The organism is Halomicrococcus pelagicus (assembly GCF_051917725.1).
Taxonomy (GTDB): domain Archaea; phylum Halobacteriota; class Halobacteria; order Halobacteriales; family Haladaptataceae; genus Halomicrococcus.
The window spans coordinates 13,216-34,454 of sequence record NZ_JBQBLX010000009.1 but is presented as its reverse complement, the minus strand read 5'-3'; the positions used below and the strand labels follow the sequence as shown (position 1 = coordinate 34,454).

24 protein-coding genes are annotated in these 21,239 nt (G+C 68.1%); 15 read left to right on the top strand and 9 right to left on the bottom strand.

Annotated elements, in window-relative coordinates; translation table 11 throughout:
* Window positions 1-16: 16 nt before the first annotated feature.
* On the top strand, window positions 17-1,576 hold the full coding sequence (locus ACTF4R_RS20220) for a right-handed parallel beta-helix repeat-containing protein (protein WP_440010289.1): 1,560 nt from the start codon (window positions 17-19) through the stop codon (window positions 1,574-1,576).
* 242 nt (window positions 1,577-1,818) lie between these two features.
* The gene (locus ACTF4R_RS20215; RefSeq protein WP_440010287.1) at window positions 1,819-3,243 is read left to right on the top strand and encodes a PKD domain-containing protein; all 1,425 of its coding nucleotides are present in this window, start codon (window positions 1,819-1,821) and stop codon (window positions 3,241-3,243) included.
* A 12-nt stretch (window positions 3,244-3,255) separates the two neighbouring features.
* On the opposite strand, the gene ACTF4R_RS20210 is transcribed toward ACTF4R_RS20215, so the two are convergent.
* Both ACTF4R_RS20210 and ACTF4R_RS20205 read right to left on the bottom strand, forming a co-directional pair.
* Complete coding sequence (locus tag ACTF4R_RS20210; RefSeq protein WP_440010284.1) at window positions 3,256-4,677, bottom strand: ribonuclease FAU-1 family protein; 1,422 nt, start codon at window positions 4,675-4,677, stop codon at window positions 3,256-3,258.
* 168 nt (window positions 4,678-4,845) lie between these two features.
* Window positions 4,846-5,049 carry a hypothetical protein gene (locus ACTF4R_RS20205; protein ID WP_440010282.1) on the bottom strand — a complete coding sequence of 68 codons (204 nt, stop codon included), beginning with the start codon at window positions 5,047-5,049 and terminating at the stop codon, window positions 4,846-4,848.
* 129 nt (window positions 5,050-5,178) lie between these two features.
* Here ACTF4R_RS20205 and ACTF4R_RS20200 point away from each other — a divergent pair, with 129 nt between their 5' ends.
* The gene (locus tag ACTF4R_RS20200) at window positions 5,179-6,351 is read left to right on the top strand and encodes a PrsW family intramembrane metalloprotease (RefSeq protein WP_440010281.1); all 1,173 of its coding nucleotides are present in this window, start codon (window positions 5,179-5,181) and stop codon (window positions 6,349-6,351) included.
* Between the two features lie 6 nt (window positions 6,352-6,357).
* On the opposite strand, the gene ribE is transcribed toward ACTF4R_RS20200, so the two are convergent.
* Window positions 6,358-6,999, bottom strand: coding sequence for a riboflavin synthase (ribE, locus tag ACTF4R_RS20195; RefSeq protein WP_440010278.1), 642 nt, complete (start codon window positions 6,997-6,999; stop codon window positions 6,358-6,360).
* Between the two features lie 93 nt (window positions 7,000-7,092).
* On the opposite strand from ribE, the gene ACTF4R_RS20190 reads away from it, so the two are divergent.
* The 3 genes from ACTF4R_RS20190 (at window position 7,093) to ACTF4R_RS20180 (ending at window position 9,461) form a co-directional block, all read left to right on the top strand.
* A complete protein-coding gene (locus ACTF4R_RS20190) occupies window positions 7,093-7,332 on the top strand; it encodes a DUF7533 family protein (RefSeq protein WP_433625796.1) in 240 nt (79 codons plus the stop codon).
* 237 nt (window positions 7,333-7,569) lie between these two features.
* Window positions 7,570-8,295, top strand: a complete 726-nt coding sequence (locus ACTF4R_RS20185) for an SRPBCC family protein (protein ID WP_440010276.1) — start codon at window positions 7,570-7,572, stop codon at window positions 8,293-8,295.
* Complete coding sequence (locus tag ACTF4R_RS20180) at window positions 8,292-9,461, top strand: zinc-dependent alcohol dehydrogenase (protein ID WP_440010274.1); 1,170 nt, start codon at window positions 8,292-8,294, stop codon at window positions 9,459-9,461. Before ACTF4R_RS20185 ends, ACTF4R_RS20180 begins: the two co-directional genes overlap by 4 nt.
* A gap of 69 nt (window positions 9,462-9,530) precedes the next feature.
* On the opposite strand, the gene ACTF4R_RS20175 is transcribed toward ACTF4R_RS20180, so the two are convergent.
* Window positions 9,531-11,372, bottom strand: coding sequence for a UvrD-helicase domain-containing protein (locus ACTF4R_RS20175; protein WP_440010272.1), 1,842 nt, complete (start codon window positions 11,370-11,372; stop codon window positions 9,531-9,533).
* Between the two features lie 74 nt (window positions 11,373-11,446).
* Window positions 11,447-11,605: a DUF7563 family protein gene (locus ACTF4R_RS20170; RefSeq protein ID WP_440010270.1), complete on the bottom strand. Its 159-nt coding sequence runs from the start codon at window positions 11,603-11,605 to the stop codon at window positions 11,447-11,449.
* A gap of 172 nt (window positions 11,606-11,777) precedes the next feature.
* On the opposite strand from ACTF4R_RS20170, the gene ACTF4R_RS20165 reads away from it, so the two are divergent.
* On the top strand, window positions 11,778-12,674 hold the full coding sequence (locus ACTF4R_RS20165) for an EamA family transporter (protein ID WP_440010268.1): 897 nt from the start codon (window positions 11,778-11,780) through the stop codon (window positions 12,672-12,674).
* Window positions 12,675-12,703: 29 nt separating this feature from the next.
* On the opposite strand, the gene ACTF4R_RS20160 is transcribed toward ACTF4R_RS20165, so the two are convergent.
* A complete protein-coding gene (locus tag ACTF4R_RS20160) occupies window positions 12,704-12,886 on the bottom strand; it encodes an HVO_0416 family zinc finger protein (RefSeq protein WP_433625778.1) in 183 nt (60 codons plus the stop codon).
* Window positions 12,887-13,082: 196 nt separating this feature from the next.
* On the opposite strand from ACTF4R_RS20160, the gene ACTF4R_RS20155 reads away from it, so the two are divergent.
* Window positions 13,083-14,012 (top strand): sulfide-dependent adenosine diphosphate thiazole synthase, encoded by a 930-nt coding sequence (locus ACTF4R_RS20155; protein ID WP_440010266.1) that lies wholly within the window; start codon window positions 13,083-13,085, stop codon window positions 14,010-14,012.
* Window positions 14,013-14,017: 5 nt separating this feature from the next.
* Window positions 14,018-14,722, top strand: a complete 705-nt coding sequence (locus ACTF4R_RS20150) for a DUF7001 family protein (protein WP_440010264.1) — start codon at window positions 14,018-14,020, stop codon at window positions 14,720-14,722.
* A gap of 91 nt (window positions 14,723-14,813) precedes the next feature.
* Here ACTF4R_RS20150 and ACTF4R_RS20145 read toward each other — a convergent pair whose 3' ends face one another.
* Window positions 14,814-15,188 (bottom strand): 30S ribosomal protein S8e, encoded by a 375-nt coding sequence (locus ACTF4R_RS20145; protein ID WP_440010263.1) that lies wholly within the window; start codon window positions 15,186-15,188, stop codon window positions 14,814-14,816.
* Between the two features lie 90 nt (window positions 15,189-15,278).
* Here ACTF4R_RS20145 and ACTF4R_RS20140 point away from each other — a divergent pair, with 90 nt between their 5' ends.
* The 4 genes from ACTF4R_RS20140 to ACTF4R_RS20125 all read left to right on the top strand — a co-directional run bounded on the left by ACTF4R_RS20140 (window position 15,279) and on the right by ACTF4R_RS20125 (window position 17,902).
* Window positions 15,279-15,731 (top strand): DUF2240 family protein, encoded by a 453-nt coding sequence (locus tag ACTF4R_RS20140; RefSeq protein WP_440010261.1) that lies wholly within the window; start codon window positions 15,279-15,281, stop codon window positions 15,729-15,731.
* A 65-nt stretch (window positions 15,732-15,796) separates the two neighbouring features.
* A complete protein-coding gene (locus ACTF4R_RS20135; protein WP_440010259.1) occupies window positions 15,797-16,180 on the top strand; it encodes a DUF7993 family protein in 384 nt (127 codons plus the stop codon).
* 47 nt (window positions 16,181-16,227) lie between these two features.
* Entirely contained in the window at window positions 16,228-17,466 is a 1,239-nt protein-coding gene (locus ACTF4R_RS20130) for a hypothetical protein (protein ID WP_440010258.1), read from the top strand.
* Window positions 17,467-17,506: 40 nt separating this feature from the next.
* Window positions 17,507-17,902: an Ig-like domain-containing protein gene (locus ACTF4R_RS20125; RefSeq protein WP_440010256.1), complete on the top strand. Its 396-nt coding sequence runs from the start codon at window positions 17,507-17,509 to the stop codon at window positions 17,900-17,902.
* 60 nt (window positions 17,903-17,962) lie between these two features.
* Here ACTF4R_RS20125 and ACTF4R_RS20120 read toward each other — a convergent pair whose 3' ends face one another.
* On the bottom strand, window positions 17,963-18,913 hold the full coding sequence (locus tag ACTF4R_RS20120; protein WP_440010254.1) for a formyltetrahydrofolate deformylase: 951 nt from the start codon (window positions 18,911-18,913) through the stop codon (window positions 17,963-17,965).
* A gap of 162 nt (window positions 18,914-19,075) precedes the next feature.
* Here ACTF4R_RS20120 and purS point away from each other — a divergent pair, with 162 nt between their 5' ends.
* Window positions 19,076-19,327, top strand: a complete 252-nt coding sequence (gene purS, locus ACTF4R_RS20115) for a phosphoribosylformylglycinamidine synthase subunit PurS (protein ID WP_440010441.1) — start codon at window positions 19,076-19,078, stop codon at window positions 19,325-19,327.
* On the top strand, window positions 19,324-19,998 hold the full coding sequence (purQ, locus tag ACTF4R_RS20110; RefSeq protein WP_440010253.1) for a phosphoribosylformylglycinamidine synthase I: 675 nt from the start codon (window positions 19,324-19,326) through the stop codon (window positions 19,996-19,998). The genes purS and purQ overlap by 4 nt, the downstream gene beginning before the upstream one ends.
* 22 nt (window positions 19,999-20,020) lie before the next feature.
* Here the strand turns inward: purQ and ACTF4R_RS20105 are convergent, their stop codons facing one another.
* Window positions 20,021-21,163 (bottom strand): CBS domain-containing protein, encoded by a 1,143-nt coding sequence (locus tag ACTF4R_RS20105; RefSeq protein WP_440010251.1) that lies wholly within the window; start codon window positions 21,161-21,163, stop codon window positions 20,021-20,023.
* Window positions 21,164-21,239 lie beyond the last annotated feature (76 nt).

Below are 21,239 nucleotides of genomic sequence, written 5' to 3'. Positions count from 1 at the left end.
GTGCGGTGGAAGACGTATGGACGACCCACCGAACGACGACGCGCCGACCGGTACCGCATCCGCCGGCGGGCAGTGGCACGACGCGACCGCCCACGGGGCGACCGGCGACGGGACGACCGACGACTCGGCGGCGATTCAGGCGGCCGTCGACACCGCGGCGGACGACGGCGGCACCGTCTCCCTCCCACCGGGGACCTACCGCGTCGCGTCGCCGGTGACGCTCCGCTCGGGCGTCCGGGTCCGCGGCGACGGACCGGGCGCGACGACGCTGCTCGCGGACGGGGACGACTACGCGGCGCTGGAGGGCTTCGGAACGGCGGACGACCCCCTGACCGACCTCTCCGTCGAGGAACTGGCCGTCGACTGCTCGGCCCTCGGCGACGGGGAGACGTACTCGACCGGGGAGAAGTGCATCTACCTCCAGCACGTGGAGCGCTGTCGAATCCTCGGCGTGTACGCCTACGGCGCGCCCGCGACCGGCATCGGGACGGACTTCATGGTCGACAGCCTCGTCCACGGGTGCGTCGCGGAGCGCAACGGTCGACTCTGGTCGCCCGGCGACATCGGCGCGAACGGCATCGGCATCGGGGCGGGTCGCTCCACGGCCGAGACCGTGGTCGTCTCGGACTGCCACGCCGCGGACAACGGGAACAACGGCGTGATGTTCGAGGCCCAGGGCCCCGACGACGAGAACGTCCTCGCCGGGTTCATGGCCGCCGTCGGCTGTACCGCGCGGGGGAACCGCATCGGCTTCCGGGACTCGGCGGACCGCGCCGTGAAGTTCGTCTGCTGTTCCGCGACCGGGAACGACGAGCACGGGTTCGTCGTGAGCGACAAGGCGGACACGTCGCCCGCCGCGACCGAACACCGCATCGGCGACTGCCACGCGGTCGACAACGGCGGCCACGGCATCGCGGCGTTCGACGGCGCGACCCCCGTCCTCGACGTGGCAGACTGTCACTGCTCGGGGAACGAGGGCTGTGGCGTCTTCGTCGCGGCCTCCGCCGGAGCGGTGTCGATAGCGGACTCGACGGTGTTCGAGAACGGCCGGTCGGGCGTCCGGTTCGAGAACGGCGGCGACCACCTCCGGGTCACCGGTTGTTCGGTGTTCCGGAACGGCGCGGACGGGGACGCCGCCGGCATCCGACTCGCCGCCGGCGAGGGACCGTACCGGTACGCGACGCTCGCGAACAACGACTGCTACGACGACCGGGCGTCGCCCAGCCAGCGGGTCGGAATCGACGTCGAGGGCGACCACGACGGGACGAGCGTGGTCGGCAACGCCTTCGCCGGCCACCCGGAGGCGGCGCTCCGATACGGGACCCGACCGAGCCTCGTCCGCGACAACGTCGGCTACCCGACCGAGAACGGCGGTCGCGCGACCCTCGCGCACGGCGAAGCGGTTCGGCACGGCCTCGCCGAACCGCCGACGAGCGTCCTCCTGCAGACCGAGTCCGAGCACCGGGCGTTCCCGGAAGCCGTCGACGCCGAGACGGTGACCGTCGCGGTGGTGGACGTCGACGGCGACCCGGTCGACGCGCCGGAGGCCGTCCACTGGGAAGCCCGCGCTCGCTGACGCCGACGGGTCCCGCCGCCCGCGTCCGGTTACAGGTCCCGACTAACGCCGGTCAACCGGCGTGGAACAAAGTCCACGTTCAGCGTCCGGCCGACAGTGACACTCCGAGCGAAGAGAGCGACGACCGTTCCGTCCGAGCGCCGCCCCGACGGGTGGTCGAGAACCGAGACGCGATGCCGGGAGACGCGGCGCGAACGGCACCGCGGTCCGCGCGGAGGGGAGGAACTCCCCGTGAGCGACCGATGAGACGCCTCCGTCGCGTGCTCGCCCTCCTGGTCGTCGCGTCGACCGTCCTGGGCGGCGCGGCGACAGGTCTCCCCGACGTGCCGCCGCCCGGCATCCCCGGCGACGACCTGCCGGACGCGCCCGCCGCGTCGAACCAGACCTACGCCGTCGAGCAGGGCGACACCTGCGTCCCGGTGACGCCGTTCGAGAGCGAGCGAAACGTCGCCGCGTTCTACGACTACCGGAACCCGAACACCTCCCGGAGTAGCTGGCTCTACAGCTCGTTCATGCCGGGGCGGTTCACCACCGACAACGGGAGTTCGCTGTTCCTCTACGAGGGGCCTGACGGCGTCGTTAGCCTCGTCGCCGTCCACGACGCTCGCCGGAACCGCGAGGTGCGGCCGCTCCCCCACAGCGCGGTCACCTTCCGGTTCGGCGGCCTGCCGGAGTCCGGCGAGTGGGTGCTCGTCGACGACACCTACGACGGGCGCGAGGACCGCTTCTCCCGGAACCGGATCGACTGGCGGTGGGGCGGGTCGCGGACCGACGGTGCGGTCTTCCGCGGACTGGCCGGCGACTTCAGCATCCGCATCGCGCCGGCGTTCAACGAGCGGGCCGCGCTCTACCGCCCCGACCGGCCGTTCGAACCGGTCACCTCCTGGAGCGTCCTCTCCAGCGGCGCAGGCGGTCCGAACCGGACCGAACTCGACACGTCGGCGCCCGTCGTCGTCAAATCCGGCGGTTGCGGCGCTCCGCCCGACGCCGCGCTCGACGCCCCCGGTTCGGCGCTCGTCGGTCGGCAGGCGACCTTCGACGCGAACGCGACGACAGACCCCGACGGCGACGTGGCGCGCTACCGCTGGGACTTCGACGGCGACGGTAGCGTCGACCGGACCACGTCCGCCCCGACCGTCCGGTACGCCTACGACGAACCGGGGGCCTACGCCGCGAACGTGACCGTCGTCGACGAAGGCGGGAACGCGGCCACCGCGACGGCGAACGTGACCGTGTCCCGGCCCGTCGCAGACATCGCCGTCACCGACGCCACGCTCTCCAGCACGGCGGCCGCGGCGGGCGAGAACGTCACCGTGAGCGCCACCGTCGAGAACGAGGGGAACGCCTCCGGGACGTACACCGCCAACCTCACCGTCGACGGCGAGGTGGTCGCCCGCGAGGAGGTCCGGGTTCCCGCGGGCGAGACGAGGCGGGTGACCTTCACCTACCGCGCCGAGTCCGCGGGACGGAAGCGCCTGGCCGTCGGCGGCGTCGACGCCGGGACGCTCGCGGTGACGGCGCCGACAACGACGAGCGAGACGACGCGGCCGACGCCCGGCGAGCGCGGCGGCGGTTCGCCGTTCGACCTCCTGCTGGACCATCCCGAACTCGGCGGCGTCGCGCTGCTGGCGCTGCTGCTCGTCAACTTCGTCGCGTCGCGGCGGTGAGGCACTCCCGACTCACCCGAGCGCCGACGTCACGCTCGCCGCGACGGCGCGCGCCTTCTCCGCGAGCGCCTCCGGGACGTGACCCGCCCGGACGGCGTCGTCCAGTTCGTCGTCGTCCACGCGCTCGACGCGGCCGTCCGGGAACTTCACCACGTCGACGTGGAGGTCGACGTACTTGACCGAGGACGGGAACACCTCGACCGGCGTGCAGACGTTGACGTAGGTGCCCTTGACGTCGCCGTCCTCGTCGCGGTAGACGGTCGGATACCACCAGCGCCCCTCGCGGAATTTCGTCACCGCGACGTCGCCGTCCTCGCGGGGGACGCCGAGCGCGTCGTAGTCGCCGCCGGCGCTCATCCGGCGGCGCACGGTGAGTTTGCCCTCCGCCGGAGCGAGTTCGGTCACCTCGCCCCGGCCGAGCGAGAAGCAGCGGCCGTCGGGTTTGCCGTGGCGGATGCGAACCGTCTCCCCCTCCGTGGGGCCGAACTGCCGAAGGACGGGGCCGGTGGGGAACGATTCGCCGGGGTCACAGAGGTCCTCGACGAAGTCCACGGCCGTGCTCGCGGACTCGGCGGCGGCCTTGACGCGGTGGTGTCCCGCCATCGTGGTCGTCACCGCGCGCCGGGCGGCGTCGAGTTCGAACCGCGACTCGCGGCCGAACCAGAGCCACGCCGTCCCCTCCGGCGCGGCGAGGCGGCGCGGGAGGCCTTCGCCGGCCCCGGCGTCTCCGGGGTCGGGGGCGTCGGCGAGCGCGTCGTCGACCGTCTCCGCGGTGGTCGCCACGCGGCCGAGCGCGGCGTCCATCTCGTCCACGCTCGCGGCGGCGGCGGCGTACTCCCAGCGGACGCCCCACCCGTCGGGCACGTCGGTCGGGAGCATCTCCGTCGTCCGGGCGAGTTCCCGCTGGCTGGCCTCGTCGGGGGCGTCGGCGACGACGCGCTCGACGCCCTTCGAGAGGCTGGCGACGCCGCCGAACACGGCGACGTCCGTGTCGAGGAGCGGGCGGTCGCGGTCCCACGGTGCAGCGGGGTCGTGGACCTGCACCCTGACCGCGTCGCCCTCGTGCACGCGCCGGTCCACGTTGCGGAAGGGGAGGAAGCCCTCGCGCTCGCCGAGGTCGACGACCGCGCCGCTGCCCATCGTCTCGTCGACGACGCCGTCGAACACGGCACCGCGCGGGGCGGCGTCGGTCCAGTGGAGCGTGTCGCGTCCCACGTCGGCGAGTTCGTCGACGACGGTTCCGGCGTCGGGACCGAAGACGCCGACGCCCTGACGGTCGTCGGTCGTCTCGACGGTGGCGTCGTACTCGCCCGTCTCGAACTCGCGGTCGAAGCGCCGGCGGATGGGTGGCGAGGCCTGCACGACGTCGAACGCGTCGGCGAGCAGGTGGGTCAGCGCCGTCGTGTAGATACCGCGGACGCGCACCCGACTCATGGTCGGCGCGCCGCTCGCGGAGCGTCCGGTCGAGGCGGCCGAAGAACTCGGTCGGCGGTCGGCGCGGCGGACGAGCGGTCGCGGATAGCTGGCATAGCGTGCCGTTCGAACGGGGTCCTCTTCAGGGTGGCGAGGACGGACGTGCTCGTTGTGCCGGTCGTCGGCCGGTCAGTCGTCGGCGGGGACGTCGCCGGTCCAGTTCGCGTCGGTCGTCCCGCGTGCGGCACCCTCGGCGAGCGTCGGCGATTCGTCGCGGGAGGCCACGTCGTTCGTCGGTTCGTCTCGCTCTCGGGCGGTCTCTTCGTCGGCGTCGTCTGTCTCTGTCGGCGGGGAGGAGTACAGGAACCCCCGACTGGAGCTTCTCGGTGCCATATCGTTCCACGGTCGCAGAGCATCCTTCATAAGGCCACCCCTACGAGAATCAATGTTATTTGTATACATATAAGGACTATAAGGTACGTATGCCGAACGATTTACCCTCTCCGCTCCGGAACGCCCGGCATGGACGAGCAACGGGACCCGGTCGCCCGCTCGGCGGACGAATCGACGGACCTCTACGAGGTTTCGACGTGGGAGCGGCGGAGTCGGTTCGACGGGTTCGCCACCCGCGTCTACGCCGGAATCGTACGGACTACCCACACCGTCGTCGTCCTGCTCGCGCTCCTCATCCTCGTCGCCCAGTTCGCGCTCGGCGGCCTGGCGGCCATCACCGACCCCTGGATCGGCGCGTTCGTCCTGCTGTCGGTCGTCCCCGCGTTCGGCATCGTGGCGTACATCTGGTACGCGGACGTGACGAGTTCCGAACCGCTGTCGCTGCTCGTCGGCACCTTCATGCTGGGCATCCTGTTCGCGGGGTTCGCGGCCGTCCTGAACAGTCTCGCGCAACCGCTGTTCCAGTCCGTTCCGCTCGTCGGGATGGTCCTCTTCTTCTACGTCGTCGTCGCGCCGGTCGAGGAGACGGTGAAGATGCTCGCAGTCCGGCTGTACCCCTTCCGGCGACCCCAGTTCGACGCGGTCGTCGACGGTGCCGTGTACGGCGCGGCGGCCGGCCTGGGCTTCGCCACCATCGAGAACGCCATCTACATCAGCCAGGAGTTCCTCGCCAGTTCCACCACCCCCCAGCCGTTCGTCGAAGCCGGCAGGACCGCCGTCTTCCGGCTGTTCGCCGGCCCGGGCCACGTCATCTACTCGGCGTTCGCGGGCTACTACCTCGGCCTCGCGAAGTTCAACCAGGAGAACGCCGGCCCCATCGTCGTCAAGGGGCTGCTCATCGCGGCGTTCATCCACGCGACGTACAACTCCCTGGTCGGCGTCGTTCCCGCCGTGGTGACCGGACTCTTCCCGTCGATACCGGCCACGGCGGCCTTCGTCGCCTTCGTGCTCGTCTACGACGGCATCTTCGGCTACCTGCTGTACCGGAAGATAGCGCGCTACCGCAACGCGTACGAGAAGTTCGCGGCCGCCCCGACCGCGGACGCCGCGGGCGCGGCGGGTCTCGACGACTCCGCTGTCGGGGTCGAAGCCGACTCCGGAGCGGAGTCCGCCGACTCCCCGGTCGGTCGGGACGCTGACTCCGGGACGGAGTTCGACGACTCCGCGTTGGGGCTGGACGCCGACTCCGGAACGGGGTCCGACGACGCCGACGACGATTCCCGGTCGAGATTCGACGACTGACCGGCCTCACTCCGCCAGCATGCGCTCTACGTACTTCGCCAGCACGTCGACTTCGAGGTGGACGGGGTCCCCCGGTTCCTTCTCGGAGAGGTTCGTCAGTTCGCGCGTCGTCGGGATGACGGCGACCGTGAACGTCCCCTCGCCGCGCTCGGCGACCGTGAGGCTGATGCCGTCGAGCGCCACCGACCCCTTGTCGGCGACGTACGCTTCGTACCCCTCCGGGACGGCGAACTCGTACTCCCAGCCCCCTCGCGGCGGATCGCCGCTCGGTTCCTCCGAGGTCCGTAGCACCTCGCCGTCTTCCCCCACTCGCCGCACGTCCACGACCTCGGTCACGGTGTCGACGTGGCCCTGGACGAAGTGACCGTCGAGGCGGTCGTCCGCCCGGAGCGCACGTTCGAGGTTGACCGCGTCCCCGACGGCGACCTCGTCGAAGTAGGTCTTCTCGACGGTCTCGCTCGCGAGAAACACCTCGAACGACTCCTCGTCGAACGACTCGACGGTGAGGCAGGCACCGCTGACGCTGACGCTCGCGCCGTGGTTCAGGTCCGAAAGCACCTCGTCAGCGGCGATGGTCAGGCGGCGACCACCCTCGTCGTCGGTTACCGCGCGCACTTCGCCCGCCTCCGCAACGATTCCGGTAAACATACCAGATTCGTGAAGCGGTGCGGTGAAAATCCTTCCGGATGCCGGTCGGGAGGCTCCGGCGGACTTTTGCCCGCCGCCCGACTACCGACCTCCATGGACCTGGGAATCCTCGACACCGTCAGCCTGGCGGCGACGCTGGTGTTCGCGCTCCCCGTCGCCCTGCTCGGTGTCGAGCGCCTGCTCGCGGGCCAGACGCTCGTCGGCGGCGGCTTCCTCGCCGTCGGCGTCCTGATGGTCGTTCTCCAGGAGTGGCTGACGACGCCCACCGACGTCCCGGCGGAAGCCGCCCAGCGCGTCGTCGGTCGGGTCGCGGAGTCGGACGACGAGGAGTGACCGAGGAATCGGTCGACGAGGAAGCCGCGTGCGTCTGTCATATGGGCACAAAGCACAATACGAGAACTGCTGATTTTTCGCCGGGGGGAGAAACGACATGTTCACCTACGCCGTCGACCGTCGAGCCGTAGCCGACGGTCCGACCGGTGCGGTCGACTCACGGAGTTTCGTGCGGGAAAACGACGGTTCGAGGGACGCCGCGGTCGCCCCTTTCGACCGCGACCCGGAGGGTCCGGCGTGAGCCCGCCGGCCCGGAACGCGCCGGCGGACTCCCCGTCGGCCGCCGACGCCGGCAACGTCGAACGCGTCGCCTCCGCGGTGTTCGGCGGGGCGCTCCTGTCGTTCGGGCTCAGACGACGGTCGCTGGTCGGAACGGCGGCGGCGCTGGTCGGCGGGTGGCTGCTGTACCGCGCCGTCGACGGTGACCGCTCGCTCGTCGCGCCCGCCCGGAACCGACGCGGTCCCGGGGTGGCGACGGACGGCCGGACGGTCGAGCGGTCCATCACCGTCGGCGAACCCGCGGACGAACTCGCCGAGTACTGGCGCGACCCCGAACGGCTCTCGCGCGTCGTCGGCCACTTCGCGGCGGTGACGCCCGCCGGCGAGGAACGTCACCGCTGGGAAGTCGGGGGACCGCTCGGACGGAGCATCTCGTGGGAGACGCGACTCGACGCGGATGGCGAACCGCTGCGCTGGGAGTCGCTTCCGGGCACGGCGGTGCCCAACGAGGGGTCGGTGGAGTTCCGCCCGGCGCCGGGCGACCGGGGGACGGAAGTGACCCTCCGCGTCCGGTTCGACCCGCCGGGCGGACGCGTCGGCGACGTGGCGATGAACCGCCTCGGTATCGTGCCCGACGCGCTCGCCGGCACGGCGCTCCGCCGCTTCAAGAGCCTCGCCGAGACGGGCGAGATTCCGACGCTCGAACGCAATCCGTCCGCCCGCGGGAGCGGTGACCTGATATGAGAGCGCTCTGCTGGGAGGGCGTCAACGACCTGCAGGTGGAGGACGTTCCCGACCCCGAAATCGTGAACCCTCGCGACGTCGTCCTGCGGGTGTCGCTGTCGACGGCCTGCGGTTCCGACCTGCACTTCATCGACGGGTACCTCCCGACGATGCGCGAGGGGGACGTCATCGGCCACGAGTTCATGGGCGAGGTCGCGGCCGTCGGTCGCAAGGTGGAGACGGTCGAGGAGGGCGACCGCGTGGTCGTCCCCTCGTTCGTCGGCTGCGGCAACTGCGCGTACTGCCGTGACGACCTCTGGTCGCTCTGTGACAACACGAACCCGAATCCGGAGCTCCAGGAGCCGGTCCTCGGCTACCCGACCGCCGGTATCTACGGCTACACGCACGCCTTCGGCGGCTACGCGGGGTCGCACGCCGAGTACGTGCGGGTGCCCCACGCCGACGAGGACTGCTTCCTCGTCCCGGACGAACTGGACGACGAGCAGGCGCTGTTCGCCTCCGACGCCTGGCCCACGGGCTACATGGGTGCGGACTTCTGCGACATCGAGGAGGGCGACATCGTCGCCGTCTGGGGCTGCGGCGGAGTCGGGCTCATGGCCCAACAGAGCGCCGCTCTCATGGGTGCCGAGCGCGTCGTCGGCATCGACCGCATCCCGGAGCGACTGCGGATGGCGCGGGAGGAGGCGGGGTCCGAGACCATCGACTACACCGAGGTCGACAGCGTCGTCGACGAACTGAAGAGGATGACGGGCGGACGCGGTCCCGACGCCTGCATCGACGCGGTGGGGATGGAGGCCCACGGAACCGGCATCGCGCACGCCTACGACCGCACGAAGCAGGCGCTCCGGCTCCACACCGACCGCGGCGAGGCGCTGCGGCAGGCCATCGTCGCCTGCCGGAAGGGCGGAACGCTGTCGATTCTCGGCGTCTACGGGCTGATGGACAAGTTCCCGCTCGGCATCGTGATGAACAAGGGTCTCACCGTCCGCACCGCCCAGCAACACGGCCAGCGGTACGTCCCCCAGTTGCTGGAGCACGTCGCGGAGGGCGAGATGGACCCGTCGTATCTGGCGACCCACCGGCTCTCGCTGGAGGACGCGCCGCGCGGATACGAACTGTTCAAACAGAAGCAGGACGGGTGCGTTCGACCGGTGTTCGAGCCCTGACGACCGCGCGTCGGCAACGGCGACCACGGTGCCTCCAAAACGGTCGAACGTTCGAACCGGGACGGACGCTCAGGGCGTGCTCTCGACTTCCTCGCCGAGCACGTCCTCGACCGTGGTGTCGCCCGGTTCGTTGTCGAGGAGGACGTCGAGCGGGAGCGTCGGCGCACCGTTGACGAGGTTCTCCATGATTACGAGACGCTTCCGGGCGCGGCTCATGCCGACGTAGAACACGCGGCGTTCGTTGTCGGTGAGGACGGGCACGGGGTCGGTGGTGGACGTGAACTCGTTGACGCCGGGCACCTCGGTCTCGTCGTCGATGGAGGCGGCCATCTGCTCGACGACCTTCTCCGTGAGGTCGGTCGAGACGAACACGTGGTCGGCCTCGCGACCCTTCGCGCTGTGGATGGTGCCGACGCGCACGCGGCTGCGGTCCATCTCCCGGTAGTCGCCCTCGAAGTACGACTCCATCGAGTTGCGCTGGTAGCTCGTGACCTTCCGCACCATGTCGGCGGCCGCGGCCGGACCGGGCATGAACGGCACGTGGTCGGTGACGACGTCGGCGTCGACCTCTATCTCGGTGAGGTCGTCGACGCCGGCCTCCTCCTTGCGCTCGTCGATGTCGTCGAAGAAGTCGTCGCGCTCGTTCGTTCCGAACGCCGAGTCGGCGAGCATGTCGGCGAGTCGCCGGGCCTCCAGACCGTTCACCGGTTCGTCGCGGTCGATCTTGTCGACGGCGTCGACGTACTGGTTCAGGCGGTCGGTCCACATCCGCTGGTCGGTCAGGGTGCGGAACGGGATGCCCTCGTCGATGAACTCGTCGATGAACCGGAACATCTGGTAGCGCGCCCGGAACAGTATCATCATCGTTCCGTCGTGGTTCTCGACGGTGTACCGGACGTTGCGGACGAGTTCCAGCATCGACGGGCTCTCGACGGCCTCGACGGTGCCGCCCTCGACGCGCGGCGAGAGGTTCTTCTCCTGGCGCTCCTCGATGTGGCCGACCTCCTGCTGGACGACCTTCAGTATGCGCGACGGAAGGCGGTGGGAGGTGTCGAGGATGACGTCGTTGCCGCCCTCCCCGAGCAGTAGCTTGGGGTCCGCGCCCTGCCACGCGTAGACGACCTGGTCGTCGTCGCCCGCGATGAGGACGTTCTTCATGTGGGGTTTCCACTCCTCGTAGATGTCGAACTGGAGCTGGGTGATGTCCTGGAACTCGTCGATGACGAGGTAGTCGACGTTCGGGAGCAGCGACCGCTGCTTCACGCGCTCCAGCATGTCCGCGAACCCGATGAGGCCGTTCTCGCCCTTGTACGTCCGCCAGCCACGGATGGCCTCGGGGACGTCGAAGCGGTCGTCGTCGCTCGGCCACGTCGGCGTGTACTTGTTGCCCTCCTGGGCGTTCGAGTCGATGTCCGGCGGTAGACGCACCTCCTCCTCGTTCCACTGGAAGGGGACGTCGTACCAGTCCGCCACGTCGCGGCGGGTGCGCTGGAGCCACTGCGAGGTGGCGATTATCTTGTTTCCGAGCGTCGTCGAACGCGCGGTTCGGCGGCCCGAGCCGCTGTACTCGTCTTCGAACTCCAGGCCGTACTCCTCGCAGAACTCCTTCTTGTCGGACTCGCCGACCACGTCGCCTCGCGAGAGGTTGAGGAGTTCGTACGCCTTCGCGTGCATCGTGCAGACGTTCCCCTGGAGTGTGCGGGGGTCGACGTCCAGGCGTTCCGCGAGGCGCTCGCGGACCTCGTTCGCGGCCGCGCGAGTGTAGGAGACGACGAGCACGTCGTTGACGGCGACGTCGTCGCGGTCGAGGATCTCCTCGACGCGGTCCAGCAGCTCGGTCGTCTTACCGCTTCCCGGGCCGCCGAACAGTCGGGTTACTTTCGCTTCCGCCTCGGCCTCTGTCGTAGTCATTACACCACCACAAGTGACGGGAACCTATAAAACGACGTGAATCGAAACCGCCGTTTCGCCGGACGTTCTGTCACTCAATTGCCACGTGGTGACCGCGCCTTCCGGACGTCGGAACCGTCGCGAATCTTGTCCTCACACTCCGGACAGACGCGCGGCTCGTCGACGTCTCGTGGGGTGAACACTCGCGCGTACGCCGCGGTCACGAACGCCCCGCAGTTCTGGCACTCTGGCATTCTGGCTCGGCGCATGGGTTCGAAATCTTACAATAAATGTCTGTCGACATCTCTCCGACGTGACGGCGGCACCGTCCGCTTCGGGACGCCGTCCCCGGCGTCTCCACGTCGGCGTCGGTCCGGGGCGTGCGCCGCCACGACAGCTAAGCCGAAAGCGACGCGAGTAGGTCCGATGGCAGTTCCGCTAGCGGTGTACGCCCTCTCGCTCGTACCGGCCGTGCTCTGGGGGTTCGAGCCGGTCGTCTCGAAGCGAGGGATGGACGCCGGCGGGAGCGCGCTCCAGGCGTCGCTGGTCGTGGTCGTCGTCGACAGCGGCCTCTACTGGCTCGCACTGCTGGCGCTGCGCGGCACCGATCCGCTCGCCTCGCTCTCGCCGGCCGCCGTCGCCGTCTTCTTCGTCGCCGGGCTGGTCGGGACCGCGCTGGGACGGCTGGCGACGTTCACGGGCGTCCACCGCGTCGGGGCGAGCATCAACAGCGCCGGCATCAGCGCTCGCCCGCTGTTCGCGACCGCGCTGGCGTTCGCGTGGCTCGGCGAACCGGTCTCGCTCGCGACCGCCGCGGGTATCGTCGTTCTCGTCGCCGGACTCGTGGTGCTCGCGCTCGCGAAGGGTGGCGACATCGGCGGCTGGCGGCCCCGCGAGCTGCTCTTTCCCCTCTCGGCCGCGGCCGCGTTCGCGGTCGGCAACGTCGTCCGGCGGTACGGCCTCGAAACGTCGCCGGCCACGGCGCTGCAGGCGGTCGCGCTGAACGAGACGGCGGCGCTCGTCGCACTGGCGGGGTACGCCGCCGTTCGCGGGCGGCGGGACGTGCTGACCGCACCGCGGGGGACGTACGCCCGGTTCGCCGTCAGCGGTCTGCTCACGGCGGTCGCGCTGCTGTCGCTGTTCGCCGCGCTGGCGCTGCCCGCCGGCCGTATCGCCGTCGTCGACCCGCTGACGGGGACCGCGCCGCTCTTCACGACTCTCTTCGCCTACTTCCTGCTCCGGGACATAGAGCGCGTGACGTACGGCGTCGTCGCGGGCGCGGCGCTGGTCGTCGTCGGGGCCGGGATGATAACCGCGCTGTGAACGGACGACGGGCCTCGTCGGTTCGACGGTTACGGTGCCCACCCGCAGACGGAGCACCTGGAGGCCGCGAGTTCGTGAAGTCCGCCGCACTCCGGACACTGCTTCTTGTTGTACTCCTCTTGCCAGTCTACCTGCTCGGTCTCGTGGCCGCGGTCGGACAGGAACTGGTCGAAAACAGATTCGTCAGCGTCACCGGTCGGTGCGGAGGCCATACGTGCTATGGTAAGGCACACCATTCATATAACCTTGATGGTCGAACAGGTGGGATAGCCCGGCTTCGACCGTCCGCTCCGGTCCGACCGACGCCGCTATCGCGTTTCCGTTCCGTCGTCGCTCGCGTTTCGTCGTCGAGGGGGACGCGAGCGGAGGGAAACAGTTTTCAACCACCTTGGAATATCACTAGGTGGTATGAGCGACTTCGAAGGCTTCAGCGAGGTAGGCGAAGCGGAGGTAACGCGCGCCATCGGTCAGGAGTGGAGCGACGAGTTCATGGAGTTCAGCGAGAGCGAGGTCGTCATCGTCGGCGGCGGTCCCTCCGGGCTGATGGCCGCGAAGGAACTGTCCGAGCGCGGCGTCAAGACGATGGTCGTCGAGAAGAACAACTACTTCGGCGGCGGGTTCTGGCTCGGTGGCTTCCTGATGAACAAGGTCACCGTGCGCGACCCCGCCCAGTCCGTCCTCGACGAACTCGACGTGCCCTACGAGGAGAGCGACGAGAGCGAGGACCTCTACGTCGCCAACGGCCCGCACGCCTGCTCCGGGCTCATCAAGGCCGCCTGCGACGCGGGCGCGAAGATGCAGAACATGACGGAGTTCACCGACGTGGTAGTCCGCGAGGGCCACCGCGTCGGCGGCGTCGTGATGAACTGGACGCCGGTCCACGCGCTCCCGCGCGAGCTGACCTGCGTCGACCCCATCGCCGTCGAGTCCGACCTCGTCATCGACGCGACGGGTCACGAGGCGGTCGCCGTCTCGAAGCTCCAGGAGCGCGGCGTCCTCGACGCGCCGGGCATCGAACACGCCCAGGAACACAACACGGGCATGGACCAGTCGGGCGACGACGAGTACGGCGCGCCGGGCCACGACTCGCCGGGCCACGACTCGATGTGGGTCGCCAAGAGCGAGGACGAGGTCGTCGAGCACACCGGAAAAGTCCACGAGGGCCTCGTCGCCACCGGTCTCGCCACCGCGACGACGTACGGCCTCACCCGGATGGGACCGACGTTCGGCGCGATGCTGCTCTCCGGCAAGCGCGCCGCCCAGGTCGCGCTCGACGAACTCGACGCCGACGCCGACCCCGTCGAGATGACGCGCACCCCGTCGCCGGCCGACGACTGAGAGCCGTGCCCGACCGCGTCTCGCTGTACCGGCCCGAGTCCGACGCGGTCGACGCGAACGCGATAGCGGACTGGCTTCGCGGACGTCTCACCGCCGACGTGACCGTGCGCGACCCGTTCCCGCTCGACCCGTCCGCGGTCGTCGACCGGCAGGTCGCGGACCCGGACCGTCCCCGGACGGGGCCGCGGACGAGCGACGACGTCGAGGGGCGACTGTACGACGGGCGGGCCGTCCAGCGGGCGTGCAACGCCGCTCTGGACGCTGCCGGGAGCGACCGGTCGCTCTCGCACTGCCGGGTCGCACTGCTCGACCTGCCGCTGGCGACGTGGGGGAACGACCGCTGGCACCGCCGAGTGAGCGTCCTCGGTCGGCCCGCGGTCGTCTCGGTCCCGGGGCTCTGGAGCGCGCCCGCGAAGCCGACCGAGTACTACTGGCACCGGCGGCGGTACGCGCGGGCGACGGGCGAGGTGCCGCCGGAGGACGTCCTGGCCGAGCGAGTCGAGGCGGCGTTCCTGCGCCGCGAGGACCCCCGGACGACCGAGGCGCTGAAGGGGTACGTCCTCCAGGCGGTCCACTACCTGGCGACCGGCGAGGCGTTCTGCGACGACGAGCGGTGTCGCCTGCACAACGCGCACCGCCACGAGGGCGTCCTTCGCGCCCAACTCGACGACCCCGCGTTCTGCGAGGGCCACGCGCGGCGGTACGGATAGGCGCGAGTCGGCCCCGCGGAACCGAATCGGAGGACGGACCCGGGGCTGTCGAGGGTCGCGTGTGGAAAACGAGGGGGAACGGAAGCGGCGGTTACTCGTCGACGACGACGGCGTTGACCTGTCCGGTCTGGCCGGGACGCGACGTGACGCGGGCCTTGCCTTCGTTCGTGACGATGACCGCGCCCTTCGTGATGATGTTCCGGCGAGCGTAGTTGGGGTTGGCGTCGTTCTCGACGACGTCCTGGATGGTCGCGTTGACCGTCTCGTCGCCGTCGGTCACGTTGGCCACGTCCGTGGTGAGCGCCCGGATCTTCTGGGTGTTGCCGCGGGCGTCGACGGTGCGGAAGTCGTTCTCGCCGACCTGGGTCTCGGTCGGCTCGCGACCGAGTTCGTGCTTTTTCTTCTTGTGGAGATGCTTCAGTCGGCCGCCGGTCCGCTTGCGCGTGGAGCGTCCCTGGTCTTTCATGTACGGCAGGTCGGGCAGGTCACACTTCAATGGCTCGATTGCGCCCCGACATCGGCAGATTTAGGCCGGCGCGGGCGGGACGGCGGGACGATGAGCCTGCGGACAGCGGTGGCAGCGCCGTTCCGGCAGACGGGTCGTGACCGAATGAGCGAGAGCGAGTACGTCGTCGCGCTGTCGCTGGACCGCGACTGGTTCTCGCCCGACCAGGCCAAGCGCCTCGTGGACGTGGCGACGAGCCAGGGGCTGCTCGCGCGCGAGGACGGCGAACTGGTGGCGGAGTTCGACCCGAGCGAGGTCGAGATACCGGAGGAGTTCGTGCCCGACGAGAGCCTGCTGCGCGAGCAGTCGACGTTCGAGAAGGTGCTCGACAAGGTGGTCTCGGCGGGGACCGACAAGCGGACCGCCGTCGCGGAGATAAACGAACTCCAGCAGGAGGCCGGCCTGACCGTCGAGGCCGCGGCCGTCGTCTACGCTCGCCGGAGAGGCGTCACCGTCCGCGCCGAGGCGGAGGAGGCCCGCGAGGAGCTGAAATCGTCGGAGTGAGCGGCGGCGATGCGCTTCGGTCCGTGAGACGGGAAACCTAAACGCCGGCCGCGCCAACGCCCGGTATGGTCGAGGACCGAGTCACGGACGGTCGGCGCATCGCGGAACTGCTGGCGTCGGAACTCGACGGCCGCGAGGACGGAGCGCTCGAGGCCCTGGCCGTCGTGAACGCCGACCGCGACGTGGAACCCACCGAGGACGGCGCGCTCGCCTACGAGGTCGAACGACGCGACGCGGACGACGAGGACGGCGAACTCCTCGGCGGCGTCTACGTCCACCCCGACCGGATTCACGTCGAACTCCGGGAGGACGTCGAGGACGTCGCGCAGGCGGCGCGCGAGGCGGGCCTCCGCACCCGCCCGAAGGCCGTCCGACCGCCGCGCGTGCTGGTGTTCGTCGAGAGCGGCGCGGAGGTGAAGCGCTTCGCCAACGCTTTCGAACACATCTAAATTACGATACATAATTTTTATATTACAACACATATTTCTTTCTGAGTATGGCTAAAAATAGCCATAACCCCAGCAGAAGAAAAGCCCTGAAATCGATCGGAGCCGGTGCAGTTGGTCTCACTTCGCTACCGATTACGACCGGCGCTAAATCGGACGTCCAGTGCCGTAGCGTGTCGAACACCAAATTCACTGGGCTCGCGTACGATCCCGAGAGTCTAGAAATCGTAGGCAATGCGTCCGGAGAATTCAGCGAAATAAAAAAGGGACTAAGCGGAAATATCTCGGTCCCGAGTACCTCCGTTTCCCTTTCTCGATCTCAGCCTGAAACTCCTCGACGAAATTCAAGTTCAGAATCGCGACTGTTCACCAAAAACGAAAGAAAAGAGGAGAAGAACCCGTACAAACACACCGAGGTCGTCGTCACTTCTGATAACTCCATAACTGGAAACATCAGAAAGCCGTCGTTGGATTCGGTGGCATTCACCCTGTTACCGAAATCCGCGCCGAAAGCCAATCAGCTTGAAGAATTTATAAAGAGAGCGAAGCCTGATCGTAACAGGACGTACGAGCAGGAGGTTACGGAACAGAGTGGGTCTATCGCTAGCACCGATGACGAAAACTACAAAGACATCACGTGGGTTCGAACCAGGGACTACGGCAACGATTTCGACGACGATGGATGGGAGTGGTTCGCCTACTTGACTGGTGATGCAGACAAGTCGTACGACGTGGATCAACTGCCGAACAACGGGTACAATCGCTGGTCACTGCAGTCGTACTTCACGAAAGTACCGTCCTCCGATACTTCTGACGTCAGTCTCGACCTTACGAGTCACACCGACTACATCGACGTCGCCCCCGATTCAGGGTACAAGTCGGGACGGGATTCCGGATTAAAGATAACGTCCGAACGTCCAGACACGCGGGGTGAAGACGATGATTATTCGTTCTCCGTTGGAATCGGATACGCGTTCGGTTCGGTTTCGGTGGGTCCGTCCCTATCGGTCAATCTGGATCGAAACACGTACGATCTGAACGATGACCACATGTACTCGGAATGGATAATGAACCTCAATCAGTTCCCGACCGGGCAAGAAGACAATCGCGGCGTGTGGTTCGATATGGAACCTTCCACGAGCGAAGATACGAAAGAAGTACGGGCGGAATCACAGTACAACTGGAACTACGACGAAGCGGGAACGGCCTGTGATCCGGGTAGAACTATCTACGTCAGGGACAGCGTAGACCTCCCCTTGACTTCTAATCTCACCGTCGATATCGTCTAAGAGTAACTCTTAACTCTTTCCCTACACTCACACACGTACAATGAAGCGGAGGAATATGCTAAAAATAGGCGTGCCAACTACCATTTTAGCCACAACCGGGCTGTACATAACGTCGACCAAGTCCACGGACATCCGTATAAAAAACAACACGAACTCCGCCCGCTCCATCTCTATCTCGATCCAACGGAAAGACGGTGGTGAAAAACAGTACACGGAAGAGTTCACTCTTCCGCCGAACGGAGACGTGACCGAGGAGAACGTGTTGAGCAACGGTGATTACCACCTCGCCATCGAAAACGAGAGCACTCGTCTGGAGCGGGACGTCTCCAACGAGTTCTGTTGGGACCCGGCCATCCACGTCGCGATTTACGACGGCGGCGGAATCTCGCTCTCCTCCTCCAAATGTTGGCTCGACTACGTCCGCGCCGACCGATAGCGGAATCCGGAACGAGTTCGTCCGGCCCCGGCTGAGTCCGCTCGTCCCGGCGGAAATCCGCTAGTCGTCGCTCGTCGCTTTCCGCTCGCCGTCGACGGGAGAGTTCGGCGTCGCGCCGTCGACGGCGTCGGGCAGCCCGAGCTGGTACTCCCGGTCGGGGTCGCGGAGTTCGGTGCGGCCGCGGCGGACGACCACGTCGTCGTTGAGATGCAGTTCGACCGCCTCGAGCAGCGCCTCCGCCTCCAGGGGCTGCCCCCGCTCGCGCATCGCCTCGACGCTCGCGTCGTCGGGCACGTCGAACGCGCGCTGGGTGACGATGGGTCCCTGGTCGAGGTCGGTCGTCACGTAGTGGGCGGTGACGCCGGCGACGCGGACGCCGGCCTCCTTCGCCTGGCGGTACGCCTTCGCGCCGGGGAACGCCGGCAGGAGGCTGGGGTGGACGTTGATGATGCGCCCCTCGTAGCGGAAGACGACCTTCGGGCTGAGGATGCGCATGAACCGCGCGAGCACGACGAGGTCGACGTCGTAGTCGTCCAGCAGCGAGAGCAACCGTCGCTCGTCGTGGTTCCCGCTCTCGTCGCCGACGTCGTGGAACGGGACGCCGTGGCGCTCGGCGACCGGCTGGAGGTCGTCGTGGTTGCCGATGACGACGCCGATCTCCGCGTCGAGTTCCCCCTCGGCCTGGGCCGCCAGCAGCTTCTCCAGGCAGTGGGACTCCTTCGTGACCAGCACCGCGACCTGGCGAGCGTCGCGGTCGGCGGGGAACCGAACCCGGACGTCGACGCCGAGGTCGTCGCCGAGCGCCGCCAGTTCGCGCCGGAGGTGGTGTTCGCTCGCGTCCATCTCCGTCGCGTCGACGCGCATCGTCATCCGGAAGAGGTCGTCCCTGACCGCCTGGTCCAGGTCCTCGATGTTGACGCCGTGCTCGAACAGGAGCGTCGTAATCCGGGCGATGAGTCCGGTGTCGTCGTCGCCGACGACGGTTATCTCGGTCAGCTCGCGGGCGCTCATCGTACCACTAGCCGCGGTAGGAGGGCAGCCATTGAACGTTTCAATCGAGGTCGTCGGGCAAAAGCGTTCGCACTGGCGCAACACTCGTCGATGCACCGCACGTTCGTGCACAACGACGACGTTCCAAAAGAGCTTTTGAGCATGGACGACCACCTCCAGACGATGACTGCCTACACCGCGACGGTGACCGTCCGTCTCAAATCGGGCGTCCTCGACCCCGAGGCCGAGACGACCCAGCGGGCGCTGGAGCGACTCGGCTTCGAACTGGAGTCGCTCCGCAGGGCCGACGAGTTCGAGATAGACCTCGACGCCGCCGACGCCGAGGCGGCCGGCGAGCGTGCCGAGGAGATGACCGAACGACTCCTCGCCAACCCGACCATCCACGACTACGCGGTCGACGTTCGGGAGCGATGACGGTAGCGATACTGCGGTTCGGCGGGAGCAACTGCGACCGCGACGCCGAGCGCGCGCTCTCGCATCTCGACGTCGACGCGGAGATCGTCTGGCACGAGGACGGCCTCCCCGAGGACGTCTCGGGCGTGATGCTGCCCGGCGGATTCTCCTACGGCGACTACCTCCGCGCTGGCGCCATCGCCGCCAACTCCCCCGTGATGGCCGACGTCCGGGACGCGGTCGCGGACGGCGTCCCGCTGCTCGGCGTCTGCAACGGCGCACAGATCGGCTGCGAGGCCGGCCTGACGCCGGGCGCGTTCACGGTCAACCGGAGCGCCCGCTTCCAGTGCGAGCACGTCTTCCTCCGGGTCGAGAACGCCGACACTCCCTGGACGAGCGCCTACGACGAGGGCGAGGTCGTGGAGGTTCCCATCGCGCACGGCGAGGGCCGGTTCGAGATAACGGACGACGGACTGGCGACGCTGGCAAACGAGGACAGGATACTCTTCCGCTACTGCGACGAAGACGGACGCGTGACCGACGCCGCCAACCCCAACGGCTCGAAGGGCAACGTCGCGGGCGTGCTCGGCGACACCGAGCGCGTCGCGGTGATGATGCCCCATCCGGAGCGCGCGTCGCTCCCGGACATCGGTGGTACCGACGGTCAGGGCGTGTTGCGAGCGTTCGCCTGAAAGGGTCGACGTCGGTTTCGGACTACAGTTCGCCGAGCTTCCGGAGGAGCTGACCTTCGTACTCGCGGTCGCTCTGGACGCCCTTGAGTTCGAGGACGTTGCGCTCCAGCGTGTCCCGGGCGACGTTGAACGCCTGCGCCGCGCCGTACCCCTCGCCGGACCCGGCGACCTGTCCGCGGTTCGTCCGGAGGCGAATCTTCGCCTGGATGAGCGGCGTGCCGCGGAGCTTCTCCTTGTGCTCGTGGAACCGGACGTGCGCGTGGCGCACCTGCATGTCCCGGTACTTGCTCGTGATCTCCTGGATGCTCTCGCGGATGTCCTGGCGCGAGATGGTGTCGAGCAGGCTGACGTTCGTTATCTGGACGTCCATGTGCTCTTCCTCGGTGAACGTCAGCGCCCGGAGCACGTCGGTCTTGGTGATGATGCCGCCGACGACCCGGTCGTCGTCCTCGGGCGTGACGACGAGGCCGGCGTAGTCCTTCTCGAACATCTTCCGAACCGCCGCCTCGACCGTGTCCGACAGCGAGATGGTCTCGGCCGGGCTGTTCATGACGTCGTAGACGGGCAGGTCGAGCATCCGGTCGTTGTCGCCCCCGCGGTCGCCCTGCGTCGGCTTGTCCATGTTCCGGGTGACGAAGTCGACCACGTCGTGGGTCGTCACGACGCCCGTGAGGAAGCCGTCGTCGTTGACGACCGGCAGGCGGGAGATGCCGTGTTCGCGCATCAGGTTGATGACCCGGCCGAGCGTCCCGTCCTCCGGGACGCTGATCGGGTCCTCGGTGTATATCTGCTCGACGGTGAGCGCGTCGAGGTTGTCGAGGACGCCTTCGAGAATCATGTCCTCGTCGACGATGCCCCAGAGGGTGCCGTCCTCGAACACCGGGGCGACCTTCGTCCCGCCCTCGACGAGCGAGCGAGCGACGTCCCGGACGTCGTCGTCGCGCCCGATTCTCGGCGCGGGCTTGGTCAGCGTCGCCACCTTCGTGTGGTCCTCGATGTGAGACTGGAGAAGCTGCTTCTGGGTGATGACTCCCTCGTACTCGCCCGCCTCGGTGACGACGATGCCCTTGGGATTGTGTTCCTCGAACATCGAGCGGGCCTTCCCCAGTCGCTCCTCGCTCTCGATCTCGTAGTAGTCCGTCCTCGCAATGGTAGATATATCCATCGTCGTTTCGAACATCGCACTCGTCGGTCTTGAACTTTGTCGCAATTCCCTCATTTCTGGATACTTTTCTCGCCTC

What these genes read in the sequence shown, in the direction of transcription:
- ribE (WP_440010278.1), bottom strand. Translation starts at nt 6,999, where the DNA reads ATGTTTACCGGAATCGTTGCGGAGGCGGGCGAAGTGCGCGCGGTAACC.
- ACTF4R_RS20120 (WP_440010254.1), bottom strand. Translation starts at nt 18,913, where the DNA reads ATGAGCGCCCGCGAGCTGACCGAGATAACCGTCGTCGGCGACGACGAC.
- ACTF4R_RS20165 (WP_440010268.1), top strand. Translation starts at nt 11,778, where the DNA reads ATGGCAGTTCCGCTAGCGGTGTACGCCCTCTCGCTCGTACCGGCCGTG.
- ACTF4R_RS20210 (WP_440010284.1), bottom strand. Translation starts at nt 4,677, where the DNA reads ATGAGTCGGGTGCGCGTCCGCGGTATCTACACGACGGCGCTGACCCAC.
- ACTF4R_RS20140 (WP_440010261.1), top strand. Translation starts at nt 15,279, where the DNA reads ATGAGCCTGCGGACAGCGGTGGCAGCGCCGTTCCGGCAGACGGGTCGT.
- purS (WP_440010441.1), top strand. Translation starts at nt 19,076, where the DNA reads ATGACTGCCTACACCGCGACGGTGACCGTCCGTCTCAAATCGGGCGTC.
- ACTF4R_RS20135 (WP_440010259.1), top strand. Translation starts at nt 15,797, where the DNA reads ATGGTCGAGGACCGAGTCACGGACGGTCGGCGCATCGCGGAACTGCTG.
- ACTF4R_RS20215 (WP_440010287.1), top strand. Translation starts at nt 1,819, where the DNA reads ATGAGACGCCTCCGTCGCGTGCTCGCCCTCCTGGTCGTCGCGTCGACC.
- ACTF4R_RS20180 (WP_440010274.1), top strand. Translation starts at nt 8,292, where the DNA reads ATGAGAGCGCTCTGCTGGGAGGGCGTCAACGACCTGCAGGTGGAGGAC.
- ACTF4R_RS20155 (WP_440010266.1), top strand. Translation starts at nt 13,083, where the DNA reads ATGAGCGACTTCGAAGGCTTCAGCGAGGTAGGCGAAGCGGAGGTAACG.
- ACTF4R_RS20145 (WP_440010263.1), bottom strand. Translation starts at nt 15,188, where the DNA reads ATGAAAGACCAGGGACGCTCCACGCGCAAGCGGACCGGCGGCCGACTG.
- ACTF4R_RS20205 (WP_440010282.1), bottom strand. Translation starts at nt 5,049, where the DNA reads ATGGCACCGAGAAGCTCCAGTCGGGGGTTCCTGTACTCCTCCCCGCCG.
- ACTF4R_RS20200 (WP_440010281.1), top strand. Translation starts at nt 5,179, where the DNA reads ATGGACGAGCAACGGGACCCGGTCGCCCGCTCGGCGGACGAATCGACG.
- ACTF4R_RS20220 (WP_440010289.1), top strand. Translation starts at nt 17, where the DNA reads ATGGACGACCCACCGAACGACGACGCGCCGACCGGTACCGCATCCGCC.
- ACTF4R_RS20175 (WP_440010272.1), bottom strand. Translation starts at nt 11,372, where the DNA reads ATGACTACGACAGAGGCCGAGGCGGAAGCGAAAGTAACCCGACTGTTC.
- ACTF4R_RS20105 (WP_440010251.1), bottom strand. Translation starts at nt 21,163, where the DNA reads ATGGATATATCTACCATTGCGAGGACGGACTACTACGAGATCGAGAGC.
- ACTF4R_RS20160 (WP_433625778.1), bottom strand. Translation starts at nt 12,886, where the DNA reads ATGGCCTCCGCACCGACCGGTGACGCTGACGAATCTGTTTTCGACCAG.
- ACTF4R_RS20170 (WP_440010270.1), bottom strand. Translation starts at nt 11,605, where the DNA reads ATGCCAGAGTGCCAGAACTGCGGGGCGTTCGTGACCGCGGCGTACGCG.
- ACTF4R_RS20190 (WP_433625796.1), top strand. Translation starts at nt 7,093, where the DNA reads ATGGACCTGGGAATCCTCGACACCGTCAGCCTGGCGGCGACGCTGGTG.
- ACTF4R_RS20130 (WP_440010258.1), top strand. Translation starts at nt 16,228, where the DNA reads ATGGCTAAAAATAGCCATAACCCCAGCAGAAGAAAAGCCCTGAAATCG.
- ACTF4R_RS20125 (WP_440010256.1), top strand. Translation starts at nt 17,507, where the DNA reads ATGAAGCGGAGGAATATGCTAAAAATAGGCGTGCCAACTACCATTTTA.
- purQ (WP_440010253.1), top strand. Translation starts at nt 19,324, where the DNA reads ATGACGGTAGCGATACTGCGGTTCGGCGGGAGCAACTGCGACCGCGAC.